Here is a 14,302-nt window from a genome sequence, read left to right as displayed (position 1 = left end):
AATGACATATCAAGATACACTCAATTGGATGTTTTCTCAACTCCCAATGTATCAAAGGCAAGGAAAAACGGCTTTCAAAAAGGATTTATCAAACACTATAAAGTTAGCCCATCATTTAAATAATCCAGAAAACAAGTTTAATTCAATACATGTAGCAGGAACCAACGGTAAAGGTTCTACGAGCCACATGGTAGCATCTGTTTTGCAAGAAGCAGGCTATAAAGTAGGATTGTATACGTCTCCGCATTTAAAAGATTTTAGAGAACGTATTAAAATAAACGGGCAAGAAGTAAGTAAGCAGTTTGTGATTGGTTTTATAAAACGTAACAGAGCTTTTTTTGAAACTAGTAAACTATCGTTTTTTGAAATGACTGTGGGTATGGCTTTTGATTATTTTGCAAAACAAAAGGTTGATATCGCTGTTGTAGAAGTTGGTTTAGGAGGTCGATTAGATTCAACAAATATTATCAATCCTGAAGTTTCGGTTATTACCAATATAGGTCTAGATCATACACAGTTTTTAGGTGATACTTTAGAATTAATTGCTTATGAAAAGGGCGGTATCATAAAACCAAATATTCCAGTTGTTGTTGGTGAAACACAAGAAGAAACTGCTTATGTTTTTAGAAATTTAGCAAAAAAGAAAGATTCTAAAATTGTATTTGCTGATAAAATTGTTAAGGAGGATTATGAATCTGATTTGGTAGGAACTTATCAATCAAAAAATATAAAAACAACGGTCCAAACAATAAAAACACTTCAAGCATCTGGTTATAAGATTACAGAGCAACATTTAAAATTTGGATTGCTTAACGTTATAAAAAATACTGGATTGTTAGGACGTTGGCAAGTTTTAAATCAATCCCCAAAAGTAGTTTGTGATACAGGACATAATAGGGAAGGCTTAACCTATGTGATGCAACAACTTTTAAATGAAACTTTCAAAGTTTTGCATATTGTTTTTGGTGTTGTTAGTGATAAAGATTTAGAATCTATTGTAGATTTATTACCTGAAGAAGCCATTTATTATTTCTGTAAACCAAATATTCCAAGAGGATTAAATGCCAATAAATTGAAACAAAGTTTTACCAAATATAATTTGAATGGTGAAGCTTATAATTCTGTTAATGAAGCTTATGAAAAGGCTTTTAAAAACGCTGGAAAAGATGATTTTATTTTTATTGGAGGTAGTACATTTGTCGTGGCTGAAATAATTTAAATTTTTATTGAAAAAGTTTTTGCAATATTAAAAACTAGGTTATATTTGCAGTCCAATTTAGAGGGCGCGTAGCTCAGTTGGTTCAGAGCACTTGGTTTACACCCAAGGGGTCAGGGGTTCGAATCCCTTCGCGCCCACAAAAAATCCTGATAGTATTATCAGGATTTTTTTATGCAAGTAGTTTAATGACTTCTTTTCAACTTTTTTTGCTATTTTTAATAAAATCTCTCATCTATGACCAATAGCTCCATTAAAGAAGCTTACAAAGAAATATTTAAATCTCACGACAATCCTTCCTTAGAAAAGCACATTGAAAAAATAATAGAGCTAGACAGTTATTTACCTTACAGTTCTACATTTTTTTGTATTACAAATACACAAGAACTGTCTTTTGAACATGTAAGTAAAAATATGACTGCTTGCCTCAGTCTAGACAAACAAGAATTTGAAAATAAAGGCATGCGTTTTCTGTGGAGTAGAATGCACCCAGATGATTTGGACATATGGTTAAAAGCGTTGAATGAACTCATGGATTTTACTTTAAGAGAAATTTCTATAAAAGATAGAGATAGAATGAGTTATACTTGGAATTATCGATTGAAAAACGGAAAGGATGAATATGTTAATGTCGTTCAGAATACCACACCTTTGGAGTTTGATAGTGAAGATAAACCTATTATAGGTTTAGCACATTATACGGTAATGTCTGCTAATATAGAAATGCAAATTTGTGCCTCTGCAAAATTACTAAACGCTAAAAATGAATATGAAACCGTTTATTTTAATAATTTTTCGCAAAAATTACTTTCAAGTGGTATAAGTAATAGAGAGCGTGATGTAATTAGGCTTTTAGTGTTGAATCATTCTAGTAAAGAGATTGCGGAAAGGCTTGGTATATCAACAAATACAGTAGATACGCATAGAAGGAATATTCTTAAAAAATTAAGCATATCTTCAACAGGGGAGCTTATTGGAATGCTTAAAATGAATAAAAATCTCATTTAAGAGTGTTTAATACTCAATTTGAGTATTGTGTATATGGAATTAATTACGCACCTTTACAGTGCTATTAATTAGTTCTTAGGGAGAATTATATTAAAATGAAGTGTCGGTTTGTTTAAGCTGGCACTTTTTTTATGAGTGTATTTTAGATAAAATCTAAAATGCGTTCAAGTGCCATTCCTCTGGATCCCTTAATTAATAGAGTACTGCTTTTTATTTTCGAAAAGTCGAAACTATTCTTAAGCGCTTCAAAAGATTTGTATTGATTTTTTTGTTTGGAATTTATTTCAGATTCAAAAAAATTTTCTCCAATTAGAATGATTTCATCGATATTAAGAGATAGAGTCAAATTAGTAATATTTTGATGTTCAAATTTAGAGTCTTCACCTAGTTCAAACATGTCGCCTAAAATAGCTACTTTATAACCATCCTGCTTTTCAAAATTCAACAAAGCAGCTCGCATGCTAGTTGGGTTTGCGTTATATGCATCAAGAATTATTTTATTAGAACCCTGTTTTATAATTTGAGAGCGATTATTGGTTGGTACGTAACTCTCAATGGCATTTTTTATTTTAGAATCATCAACCTTAAAATAGTTTCCTATGGTTATAGCTATTGCAATATTATTAAAGTTATAATCACCTATTAGTTGACTTTGTATTTCTATGTTTTGATAATTACACTTAACAAAAGGTTGTGCTTCAATAAAACTAATCGAAACATTCGTCTCTTCTATTTGATTTCCGAAAGTAAATGTATTCGTGTTTTTGGTTTTTTCTACTTGAATAGGATCATTAGCGTTTACAAAAATGTGTTTGTTAGTCAAAATTAGGTAATCATACATTTCGCTTTTGCCCTTAATTACGCCTTCAACACCGCCAAAACCCTCTAAATGTGCTTTTCCAAAGTTTGTAATGTAGCCATAATCAGGTTGAGCAATTTCACAAAGAAACTCAATTTCCTTTTGATGATTTGCTCCCATTTCTACAATACCAATTTCGGTTTCTTCTGTTAGGCATAACAGTGTTAGCGGAACTCCAATGTGATTATTTAAGTTGCCTTTTGTAGCAGTTGTAATATATTTTTTAGAAAGAACAGCGTTTATTAATTCCTTAGTTGTTGTTTTTCCATTACTACCTGTTAAGGCTATTATTGGTTTGTTAATGTGATTCCTATGGAAAGTGGCGAGTTTTTGAAGTGTTTCTAAGACATTGTCTACTAATATTGTTTTCGAGGAGGTGAGAAATTCAGCTTCATCTATTACGGCGAATTTTGCACCATTTTGTAGTGCGGTTTCAGCATATTCATTACCATTAAAGTTATCTCCCTTCAAAGCGAAAAATATGTCGCCTTTTTTTATTTTTCGTGTATCTGTGGATACTGAATGACATTCTAAAAAGAGTTTATGGAGTGCTTCTGTTTTCAAAAATTAAATTTTTTAATAAAATTAAATGTATAAAAAAAGGTCCTAATAATTATTAGAACCTTTTATATATTTTAAGAAATTATATTAGTTTTTCTTTTTCTGTTTCCCTTTACTTTTAGAACCTACTCTGGACATTGCGCATCTAAACCCAATATAGTCTGTAGCCATATCTTGCGGGAAGTAACGTCTTTGTGCTGGGTCTAACCAGTATTCTCGATCTTTCCAAGATCCACCTTTATAAACCCTTACTTCATCGTTTATTAAAGAGGTTCTGTTGTTACCTTTGTCGTACTCTCTAATAATATTTCCTAATGAGTCTCTTGTAATATTGTGCTTAGGCGAGTTATACATTTTTCTTGTTTCTGAAGATTCACCAGAAACTTCTTCTTCATCATCATTAAAGCTCTCAAAGTAACGAGAAGAACGTTTGTCTCCATCTCTAAAGTTTATTTGATTACTTCTATCAAAGTTTGTACGTAAATAGGTCTCGTTTTCATCAACAGGAACTTGTAAAATTTCACCAGGTAAATTTCTAGCAACTACTTTTCCATTTGATAAGGTGTCATATACAATATCATCAGATGTTACAACTTTAACAGTACCATCTTCATTTAACGCATTTTTAGTGTAGACGTTACCGCGGTAATAATTGAAATCGTTGAACTCATCATCAACTATAGGTCGGTAAACATCAGCTACCCATTCAGCAACATTTCCTGCCATATCATATAATCCAAAGTCATTTGGGTCATAAGATTTTACAGCGTTGGTAATATCTGCTCCGTCATCAGACCAGCCAGCAATACCACCGTAATCACCTTTACCTTGCTTGAAGTTAGCTAATTGATCACCACGTATTTTACGTTTTCCAGAACGCGTATATTGTCCATCCCATGGGTATTTTTTTCTGCCACGATATAAATTAAAACTTCTCAATTCACTTAAGCCTAAAGCAGCATATTCCCACTCAGTTTCGGTTGGTAGTCTGTATTTTGGTGAGATAATACCAGTCGCTCTAGTTGCATAAATCCCTGTTTCATTTCCGTCAGCATCTACTTGTGTACTTCTTTTTCTACGTCCATCTCCGTTTATAATTTCTTCATTTCCACCGTAGGTTAGTGTAGGAGCATTTATATAAGTGTCGGTGTTGAAAGTTTGGTCAGCGTTTACATCAAGAACTTTTGCATCACGTTTTAAGTAACCAGCTTTTTCTAAATTAAATTCATTAACACGATCTGAACGCCAATTGGCAAATTCAACGGCTTGAATCCAACTTACACCTACAACAGGATATTCTCCATAGGCTGGATGACGTAGGTAGTTTTCAGTCATTACTTCGTTAAAACCTAAACGATTTCTCCATACTAATGTATCTGGTAAAGCACCATGATATATAGCTCTGAAACTTTCGTCAGATGGTGGGTAAACACGTTTGATCCAATCTAGGTACTCCATATACATAGCATTGGTAACCTCAGTTTCATCCATGTAAAAAGATTGCACATGTTGTTGATTTGGACTATTATTCCAATCGTGCATCACATCATCTTGTACACGTCCTTTAGTAAATGTACCACCTTCTATGAAAACTAATCCTGGAGCTGTTTCTTGTTCTTTAAAATCACTATTATACTGGAAACCGCCATTTCTATCGTTGATGTTCCATCCAGTAGCTCTGGAGCTATTTTTTGAACTCGAAGATTTTTTACAACTAGTAGAAGACACGATAAGTGCTAAAACTAATAAAACCTTGAATGCTACTACTTTTTTCATATCCATACTTTTAAGTAAGCTAATTAATTTTGGAGCTGCAATATAAGAATTAAACCCAATAACGCAAGCTGTTTTTTACATTTTAACCAAAAAATAGTGTATTTCAACCTATATTTTGTGTATTTCAACGATGATTTTGATGATTTAAACCATAGTTTTGTGTTGTATTAACGTGTGTTTTACTAATTTATTATTGTATTTTTGAAACTGTTTTTAAAATTGTTGTTTTTTTAATAATAACAATGCATTAACAACGTTATTTAAGCAATGAAAAAGAAGATTTTATTATTACTGTTGATGTTTTCAACAGGATTGTTTGCGCAACAAAAGCGATATAGCATAACTTGGGATAAACCACAAACATTATCTGGAGCTGGTTTTTCTTATGAAGTACCATCATTTAATAAGGAATATTTTAGCTATGATGGTACAGAAGGTATTTTATTCGTTGATCAGTGGAAAACCCAAACTTTAGTTGATGAATCCTCAATTACAGTAAGTAATGTTTCATTTCAATCCATTTCTAAGTCGGATTTAAGAGATTTAGATCTTAGCTTAATTCCAAGTAAATTAGTATATAGTCTAGAAAATTCAATAGATAGAAATAAAATATATGCTTTTTTTAAGTGCTCTCCTATTATAAAGGATGAGAGTGGTAACTACAAAAAAGTAACTTCATTCCAAATTAATTATAATAATAGTGTAATTAGTAAATCCACATTGCTTAATAAAAATAGAGGAACTAGGGTTATTTCTAACTCCGTTTTAAGTTCTGGTGAATGGTATAGGTTTTATGTGGATACAACAGGTGTTTTTAAACTGTCCAAGAGTTTTCTGCAACGTTTAGGAGTGAAAGTAAATAGTGTGGACCCAAGAACTATTAAGTTGTTTGGACATGGAGGTAGAATGATTCCTTATTTAAATTCAGAACCCTATCCTTTAGATGTACCAGAAAATGCTATAAAATTTATTGGTGAAGAAGATGGTTCATTTGATAATAACGACTATATTTTGTTTTACGCCCAAGGTCCAAAAGAGTTTAATGTAGAGAGTAGAACCCATATTAATTGCTACACAGATAAAACATACTACTATATAAACGTTAGTCCTGGAAATGGTAAACGCATACAAGAATTTAATCAGCCTACAGGAACAGTTGATATGGTAATTAATACTTTTGATGATTATAAGTTTTATGAAAAAGATATTTATAACCTTATTTCTTTGGGACGGCGTTGGTTTGGAAATAAGTTTGACATAGAAAGTTCTAAGGAATTTGAGTTTGATTTTCCAAACTTGGTAACAACAGTGCCAATTCAACTTTCAGTTTTAGTAGCTACGGCCTCTCAAAATGATAGTAGTATGAGTATAAAAGTTAATGGAGCTGAGGTATCATCATTATTTATAACGGGGGTTACACGTCCTACTTTAGCAAATGGGAGGGATTATAATGGAGCAGTTAATGTTACTTCTTCAAATATAAAAATAGGTTTAGATTTTGATAATAATGGAAACCCAAGTACCGCAGGTTATCTGGATTATATAGCTATTGAAGCAAGACGTGAATTAATTTTTAATAATAAACAGTTTCTTTTTAAGAATAGAGATGTTGTTTCAGTTTCTGGGATAGGTCAATATAATATCGAAAATGCATCAGGACTTTCAGAAATATGGGATGTTACTGATATATATAATGTGTCAAATTATACTAATACAGATGCATCTTCAAATTTAAGTTTTACATCCTTATTGGGTGTTCAAAAAAGCTATGTGGCAGTTTCTCCATCCGATTATTTTAGCCCGAAGTTTGACTCAAAAACACAAGTAAACAATCAAAATATTAAAGGGTCTATTTTTCAAAACAGTCAAGGTGCGTTTCAAGATATTGATTACCTTATTGTAACCCCAAATAATATGTTTTCGGATGCAGAACGTTTAGCCCAACTTAATAGAAATCAATACGGATTGAATGTTAAGGTTGTAGGTTTGGATGAGATTTATAATGAGTTTAGTTCAGGAAATCAAGATATTGGGGCAATTAGAAATTTAGTAAAATACATTTATGATAATGCTAGTGTGCCAGATAGAAGATTAAAGTACTTGTGCTTATTTGGTGATGGTTCTTTTGATTATAAAAACAGGACGCCAAATAATACGAATATAGTTCCTTCTTGGTATTCATATAATAGTTTTAGTTTGGCAGTATCATTTGTGTCTGATGATTTTTACGGTATGATGGATGAAAATGAAGGTAGAATGAATACAAGTGATAAATTAGACATTGCTGTAGGTAGAATTTTAGCAGATACGCCTCAAAGAGCCAAAGAAATGGTAGATAAAATAGAATCTTACTATGTAAAAGAAGCGTTTGGTAGTTGGAGAAATAGTGTTGTTTTTGTCTCAGATGATAATGATGACGGTATTAAAGATCTTTTGCAATCTACTACTGATCAAATAGGTGATGTTGTGTCTCAAGAAAAACCTTTTCTTAATGTTATAAAAATTCATTCAGATGCATTTCAACAAGAGTCTTCTGCTGGAGGAGATAGGTATCCAGAAGTTAATATAGAAATTGCTAATGCTATAGATAATGGGGCTTTGGTGGTTAACTATTTTGGACACGGTGGAGAGGAAGGTTTAGCAGAAGAACGTATTTTGCTAAAACCAGATATTACTGGATTTCGTAATTTTTGTAGATTAAACTGTTTTGTTACCGTTACGTGTGAGTTTACAAGGTTTGATAATCCCTTCAGAGAAACAGCAGGAGAGTTTACCTTTTGGAATAAAGATACAGGTGCGGTTGGTTTAATAACGACTACTAGACAGGTTTTTGTGAATTTTGGAATTATTTTTAATAAAGAATTAGGACAATATTTATTTTCATACAGTGATAATGATGACTTTGCAGATAATGAATATCCAACTGTCTCTGAAGCATTAAGACTAGCTAAGAATGATCCTTCTATTTCAGGAAGTAGTCAAAAAAACCTAGTGTTTTTTATTGGGGATCCTGCTATGAAACTAGCATTTTCAAAACCTAGTGTTAGATTGACAGAGATAAATGATGTGCCTATTTCTCAGGCCACAGATACTTTGAAGGCTTTGAGTTATATTAAAATGGCGGGAGAGGTAACAGATTTATCAGGTAATCTTTTAAATAATTATACAGGAACTTTATCTGCTACCATTTATGATAAAGCGATAAACAGACAAACTTTAGCTAACGATGGTATAAGTCAAAGTGGACAAGTTATTAAATTGGATTTCACAACCCTTGGTGAAATTATTTTTAGGGGACAAGCCTCAGTTGTAAATGGACGTTTTGAGTTTGATTTTGTTGTGCCAAAAGATATTGGAATTCCAGTTGGGTTGGGCAAAGTTAGTTTCTATTCAAAAAATCAAGATTTAACAGAAAATCAGGCTGGTGCAAACATTAGTTCAGTAAGAATAGGAGGTTTAAATGAAAATGCCCCAGAAGATAATACAGGCCCTATTATTTCATTATTTATGAACGATGAAAATTTTGTTACAGGAGGTATTACCAATGAATCTCCCACTCTACTAGCAAAAATGGAAGATGTCAATGGTATAAACACAGCAAGTGGCATAGGGCATGATATTGTTGCTATTATTGATGGTGATGAAACTAACCCAATTGTTTTAAATGATTACTACCAAACTGAAGTTGATGATTATACAAAAGGTACAGTGAGTTTTCCTTTTAGAGACTTGGATTCTGGTTTACATACTTTAACAGTCAAAGCTTGGGATGTTTATAATAATTCATCTATTTCAGAAATACAATTTGTTGTTTTCGATAAAGATCAAACTTTGGTAGTTAATAATGTTCTTAATTATCCAAATCCATTTGTAAATTATACAGAATTTTGGTTTAATCACAATAGTTCGGAACCTTTAGACGTTTCAATACAGATATTCACGGTTTCTGGGAAACTGGTTAGAACCTTGAATGGACAAACTTCTGGAGGTGTAAAATCAACAAGTTCATTATCTAGAGACATAGTTTGGGATGGACGAGATGATTTTGGAGATAAAATAGGTAAAGGTGTCTATGTTTATAAGTTAAAAGTACATTCAAATTTATTAAATAAAACTGTAGAGAAAATAGAAAAACTTGTCATACTTTAAGAGTCTAAATGTTTCTAATCGAAAAAAATAACATGTTTAAGAATTAAAAAACAATTCTAAAAATAAAATTTATATTTGCTAATTAAAATTGAATTCATGAAGAATCGAATATTGCTACTAATAGCCTTTGCATTTATTTTTAAAATAAATGCACAAGAAACTATTATTTTTCCTAATCAAGATAGAAGAGTTATAACAACAGGAGTCCCTTTTTTATTAATCGCTCCTGATGCTCGTGCAGCAGCAATGGGAGATATGGGTGTTGCTACTTCTGTTGATGCTTTTTCGCAACAATGGAACTCATCTAAATACGCATTTTCTGAAACCAAGTCAGGTATAGGAGTTAGTTATACACCATACCTCAGTAAATTAGTAAATGATATATTTTTAGGAAATGTAACTTATTTTAACAGAATTGATGATAGAAGCGCGTTTGCGGCTAGTCTAAAATATTTTTCGTTAGGAGATATTGAGTTTGTTAATGATGAATTTTCAGAGGCATTAATTCAACGTCCAAATGAATTAACTATTGATGCATCCTATGCACTTCGATTATCAGATCAATTTGCTATGTCTGTTGCTATGCGTTTTTTACGTTCAGATTTAAGATTAGATGGTGTAGATGGCGATGCAACACCAGCTAGTACTTTTGGAGTGGATATTTCAGGTTATTACCAGAGTGAAGAAGAGGCGTATGCCGATTTTAATGGACGTTGGAGAGCAGGTTTTGCAATTCAAAATATAGGGCCTAAGTTTAAATATGATGAAGGTGGACAAGAAAATTTTCAACCAACTAACCTAAGATTAGGTGCAGGATTCGATTTTATATTTGATGACTATAATAAAATAGCAGTTACCGCTGAGGTGTCAAAATTGTTAGTGCCAACACCACCAGTTTTAGGTTATGTTGATACTAACGGTGATGAAAATCAAGATAGTGATGAACCAACAATTATTGTAGAAGGTAAAGACCCAGATGTAAGTTTTTTATCAGGTATGTTTCAGTCGTTTGGAGATGCGCCAGATGGATTTAGTGAAGAACTTAAAGAGTTCACTTGGGCTTTGGGTGCAGAATATTTATATCAGGATTCTTTTGCGTTCAGAGCTGGTTATTTTAACGAAAGTGAAGATAAAGGTGCTAGAAAGTTTTTAGCCCTAGGAGCTGGATTCAAAGCTAATGTGGTAAATATTGATTTATCATATTTATTCTCAGCATCCAAAGTACAAAGTCCTCTGGAAAATACACTACGTTTTTCTTTAACCTTCAATATCGGAGCGGGAGAGTACATAGAGTACTAAAATCATCAAAAGATAGAAGTAAAAAAACTATTGCATACGCAATAGTTTTTTTGTTTGTAAGGGTTTCTTATATTTATAACATTTTGATTATGAAAGAAATAAAAATTGAGTCTACGCTATATCTCTATGAAAATATAGAGGCGCTTCCAAAAAATGCTTTTTCTCTTATGCAAGAAGCCATAAAAACAAGAGAAAAGGCTTATGCCCCATATTCTAATTTTAATGTTGGTGCTGCAATTTTATTGGATAATGGTGAGATTGTTACAGGTAATAATCAAGAAAATGCATCGTATCCATCTGGTTTGTGTGCAGAACGAACAGCTATTTACTATGCTGGTTCTCAATTTCCTAATGCTAAAATATTGCGAATGGCTATTTCTGCAGGTTCAAAAATAAATCAAACAATAAAGCCAATTCCTCCCTGTGGGGCTTGTAGGCAGTCTATCGCAGAATATGAAATAAAGCAAGATGCCCCAATAGAAATATATTTTATGGGCGAAATTGGGTCGGTAATAAAGTCAAATTCGCTTTCAGATTTACTGCCACTTGGGTTTGATAAGTCTGTGCTTTAATAAGCTACTCTTTTCAATTTTCAAATATTTAATACAAAAATTATTAATTAGTTAATCGAACAGGTTTAGAGCGTTTTTTTTCATATTTTTTTTACTTTAATGATGTTGTGTTTTTGCAATACATCGCAATGTGTTACTTTTGTATTTCGCGACATTAAAAACTTAATAGTAGCAGATGCAAAAAATCACAAAAGAGGTGTATCTTAAATGGTACGAAGACATGTTATTTTGGAGAAAGTTTGAAGATAAACTAGCTGCAGTATACATTCAACAAAAAGTAAGAGGATTTCTTCATTTATACAATGGTCAAGAAGCTGTATTAGCAGGAGCTTTACATGCAATGGACTTGACGAAAGATAAAATGATTACAGCATATCGTAATCACGTTCAGCCAATTGGCATGGGAGTAGATCCTAAACGTGTTATGGCGGAATTATATGGAAAAGTAACAGGAACATCTCGTGGTATGGGAGGGTCTATGCATATCTTTTCAAAGGAACATCGTTTTTATGGTGGTCATGGTATTGTTGGAGGCCAAATTCCATTAGGAGCTGGTATTGCATTTGGAGATAAATACCATGGAGTAGATGGTGTAACTATATGTTGTTTTGGTGATGGTGCAGCAAGACAAGGATCATTACATGAAACTTTTAATTTAGCAATGCTTTGGAATTTACCAGTTGTCTTTGTTTGTGAAAATAATGGTTATGCTATGGGTACTTCGGTAGAGCGTACTGCAAATCATGATGATATTTGGAAACTAGGTTTAGGTTACGAAATGCCTTCTGGACCAGTTGATGGTATGAATCCTGTGAAAGTAGCTGAAGCCTTCGATGAAGCTATTCAACGAGCTAGAAAAGGAGGCGGGCCAACGTTTTTAGAATTAAAAACGTATCGTTACAGAGGGCACTCAATGTCTGATGCTCAACATTACAGAACAAAAGATGAAGTTGAAGAATACAAAAAAATAGATCCTATTACGCAAGTAAAAGATATTATTCTTGAAAAGAAGTATGCTTCAGAAGAAGAAATAAAAGAAATTGATAAACGTGTTAAATCAAAAGTTCTGGAATGTGAAAAATTTGCTGAGGAATCTCCATATCCAGAGGCTCAACAACTTTACGATATGGTGTATGAGCAAGAAGATTATCCATTTATAAAACACAAATTATAAGATATGGCAATAGTTGTAAATATGCCGCGTTTAAGCGACACGATGGAAGAAGGAACCGTTGCTACTTGGTTGAAAAAAGTAGGAGATAAGATTGAAGAAGGTGATATTTTAGCTGAAATAGAAACGGATAAAGCCACAATGGAGTTTGAATCTTTTAACGAAGGAACATTACTTCATATTGGTGTTCAAGAAGGCGAGACCACAAAAGTAGACGAACTTTTAGCTATTATAGGTGATGATGGCGAAGATATTTCTGGTATTTTAAATGGAGGAGGAAATACTTCTTCAGAATCTAAAGATGAAGTTGTTGAATCAGAATCAAGTTCAGAAGAAACTTCTTCGAATAATATTGATGTACCAAATGGATCTGCCGATTTACCAGAAGGCGTTATTGTGGTTACGATGCCAAGGTTGAGTGATACGATGGAAGAAGGTACTGTAGCCACTTGGTTAAAACAAGTAGGAGATGCAGTTGAAGAAGGTGATATTTTAGCCGAAATAGAAACTGATAAAGCGACTATGGAATTTGAATCATTCCAGTCTGGGACTTTGTTAGAAATAGGTTTAAAGGAAGGTGAATCTGCGAAGGTAGATGAGCTCTTAGCAATAATAGGACCTGCAGGAACTGATGTTTCAGGAGTAGCAGCTAATTTTAGTGCAAGTTCAGCACCAACTAAAACTGAGGATGCTCCTAAAGCAGAAACTAAGACCGAAGTAAAGACATCTACGCCAGCTAAAACTGAGAACAAAACTAAGGCGCCTATACCAACACCTGTTACTGAAAATGGAAGAGTATACGTTTCTCCTTTAGCTAAAAAGTTAGCAGAGGAAAAAGGTATTAATTTAACTAAAGTACAAGGTTCTGGAGAGAACGGACGAATAGTTAAACGTGATATAGAAAATTATGAACCTGCAGCAGGAGCAGCATCAGTTGGTAAATTTGTGCCTTCAGGACAAGAAGATTTTGATGATGTTGATAACTCGCAAATGCGTAAAGCTATTGCAAAAGCATTAACAAATTCTAAATTTTCTGCGCCACACTATTACTTAAGTGTCGAGTTTGATATGGAAAACGCGATGGCATTTCGTGCGCAGTTTAATTCCATTCCAGATACTAAAATTTCTTATAATGATATTATTGTTAAAGCTTGTGCTTTAGCTTTAAAACAGCACCCGCAAGTAAATTCGCAATGGTTTGCAGATAAAATGCGTTTAAATAATCATGTGCATATTGGAGTAGCAGTAGCGGTTCCTGATGGACTGGTTGTACCCGTTGTACGATTTGCTAATGAGCAAAGCTTACCTCAAATAGGTGCAGCAGTTAAAGAATTAGCTGGAAAAGCAAGAAACAAAAAATTAACTCCAGACGAGATGCAAGGTAGTACTTTTACGGTATCTAACTTGGGTATGTTTGGTATTGATACATTTACATCTATTATTAATCAACCAAACTCTGCAATACTTTCAGTTGGAAATATTGTTGAAAAACCAGTGGTTAAAAATGGTCAAATTGTAGTTGGTCATACTATGAAATTATCATTAGCCTGTGATCACAGAACAGTTGACGGAGCTACTGGAGCACAATTTCTTCAAACATTGAAAGGTTATATTGAAAACCCTGTGACGATGTTAGTTTAATAGACTTAAAAAGTTACCTTCAACAGAGTAGAAGGGAAATATACAATCAA

The 14,302-nt window shown here is 32.9% G+C and carries 9 protein-coding genes and 1 tRNA gene; 8 read left to right on the top strand and 2 right to left on the bottom strand.

The window, feature by feature from the left end; genetic code table 11:
- The first annotated feature begins 1 nt into the window (after position 1).
- The 3 genes from Q0772_RS01925 to Q0772_RS01915 all read left to right on the top strand — a co-directional run bounded on the left by Q0772_RS01925 (position 2) and on the right by Q0772_RS01915 (position 2,224).
- A complete protein-coding gene (locus Q0772_RS01925; protein ID WP_298339540.1) occupies positions 2-1,219 on the top strand; it encodes a folylpolyglutamate synthase/dihydrofolate synthase family protein in 1,218 nt (405 codons plus the stop codon).
- A gap of 62 nt (positions 1,220-1,281) precedes the next feature.
- Positions 1,282-1,356 (top strand) — tRNA-Val (locus Q0772_RS01920).
- Positions 1,357-1,453: 97 nt separating this feature from the next.
- Positions 1,454-2,224: a helix-turn-helix transcriptional regulator gene (locus Q0772_RS01915; RefSeq protein WP_298339537.1), complete on the top strand. Its 771-nt coding sequence runs from the start codon at positions 1,454-1,456 to the stop codon at positions 2,222-2,224.
- Positions 2,225-2,366: 142 nt separating this feature from the next.
- Here the strand turns inward: Q0772_RS01915 and murF are convergent, their stop codons facing one another.
- Together murF and gldJ are read right to left on the bottom strand one after the other, a co-directional pair.
- A complete protein-coding gene (murF, locus tag Q0772_RS01910) occupies positions 2,367-3,647 on the bottom strand; it encodes a UDP-N-acetylmuramoyl-tripeptide--D-alanyl-D-alanine ligase (protein WP_298339534.1) in 1,281 nt (426 codons plus the stop codon).
- Between the two features lie 84 nt (positions 3,648-3,731).
- Positions 3,732-5,426, bottom strand: coding sequence for a gliding motility lipoprotein GldJ (gldJ, locus tag Q0772_RS01905; protein ID WP_298339531.1), 1,695 nt, complete (start codon positions 5,424-5,426; stop codon positions 3,732-3,734).
- 261 nt (positions 5,427-5,687) lie between these two features.
- Between gldJ and porU the strand changes: the two genes are divergently transcribed.
- From porU to Q0772_RS01880, 5 genes are all read left to right on the top strand, one after another.
- On the top strand, positions 5,688-9,569 hold the full coding sequence (gene porU, locus Q0772_RS01900; RefSeq protein WP_298339527.1) for a type IX secretion system sortase PorU: 3,882 nt from the start codon (positions 5,688-5,690) through the stop codon (positions 9,567-9,569).
- 96 nt (positions 9,570-9,665) lie between these two features.
- Complete coding sequence (porV, locus tag Q0772_RS01895; RefSeq protein WP_298339524.1) at positions 9,666-10,868, top strand: type IX secretion system outer membrane channel protein PorV; 1,203 nt, start codon at positions 9,666-9,668, stop codon at positions 10,866-10,868.
- A gap of 89 nt (positions 10,869-10,957) precedes the next feature.
- Complete coding sequence (cdd, locus tag Q0772_RS01890) at positions 10,958-11,440, top strand: cytidine deaminase (protein WP_298339520.1); 483 nt, start codon at positions 10,958-10,960, stop codon at positions 11,438-11,440.
- A 175-nt stretch (positions 11,441-11,615) separates the two neighbouring features.
- Positions 11,616-12,614: a pyruvate dehydrogenase (acetyl-transferring) E1 component subunit alpha gene (gene pdhA, locus Q0772_RS01885; protein ID WP_298339517.1), complete on the top strand. Its 999-nt coding sequence runs from the start codon at positions 11,616-11,618 to the stop codon at positions 12,612-12,614.
- 3 nt (positions 12,615-12,617) lie between these two features.
- Positions 12,618-14,252 (top strand): pyruvate dehydrogenase complex dihydrolipoamide acetyltransferase, encoded by a 1,635-nt coding sequence (locus tag Q0772_RS01880; protein ID WP_298339515.1) that lies wholly within the window; start codon positions 12,618-12,620, stop codon positions 14,250-14,252.
- The last annotated feature ends 50 nt before the right edge of the window (positions 14,253-14,302 follow it).

This window comes from uncultured Algibacter sp. (genome assembly GCF_947490405.1).
Taxonomy (GTDB): Bacteria; Bacteroidota; Bacteroidia; order Flavobacteriales; family Flavobacteriaceae; genus Algibacter_B.
Note: the sequence above shows the minus strand (reverse complement) of the source record. Positions and strands in the feature narration are given on the sequence as shown.

Bases quoted from the DNA above. Each gene is read 5' to 3' on its own strand.
- Q0772_RS01915 (WP_298339537.1), top strand. From the start codon at position 1,454: ATGACCAATAGCTCCATTAAAGAAGCTTACAAAGAAATATTTAAATCT.
- pdhA (WP_298339517.1), top strand. From the start codon at position 11,616: ATGCAAAAAATCACAAAAGAGGTGTATCTTAAATGGTACGAAGACATG.
- Q0772_RS01925 (WP_298339540.1), top strand. From the start codon at position 2: ATGACATATCAAGATACACTCAATTGGATGTTTTCTCAACTCCCAATG.
- porU (WP_298339527.1), top strand. From the start codon at position 5,688: ATGAAAAAGAAGATTTTATTATTACTGTTGATGTTTTCAACAGGATTG.
- porV (WP_298339524.1), top strand. From the start codon at position 9,666: ATGAAGAATCGAATATTGCTACTAATAGCCTTTGCATTTATTTTTAAA.
- Q0772_RS01880 (WP_298339515.1), top strand. From the start codon at position 12,618: ATGGCAATAGTTGTAAATATGCCGCGTTTAAGCGACACGATGGAAGAA.
- cdd (WP_298339520.1), top strand. From the start codon at position 10,958: ATGAAAGAAATAAAAATTGAGTCTACGCTATATCTCTATGAAAATATA.
- gldJ (WP_298339531.1), bottom strand. From the start codon at position 5,426: ATGGATATGAAAAAAGTAGTAGCATTCAAGGTTTTATTAGTTTTAGCA.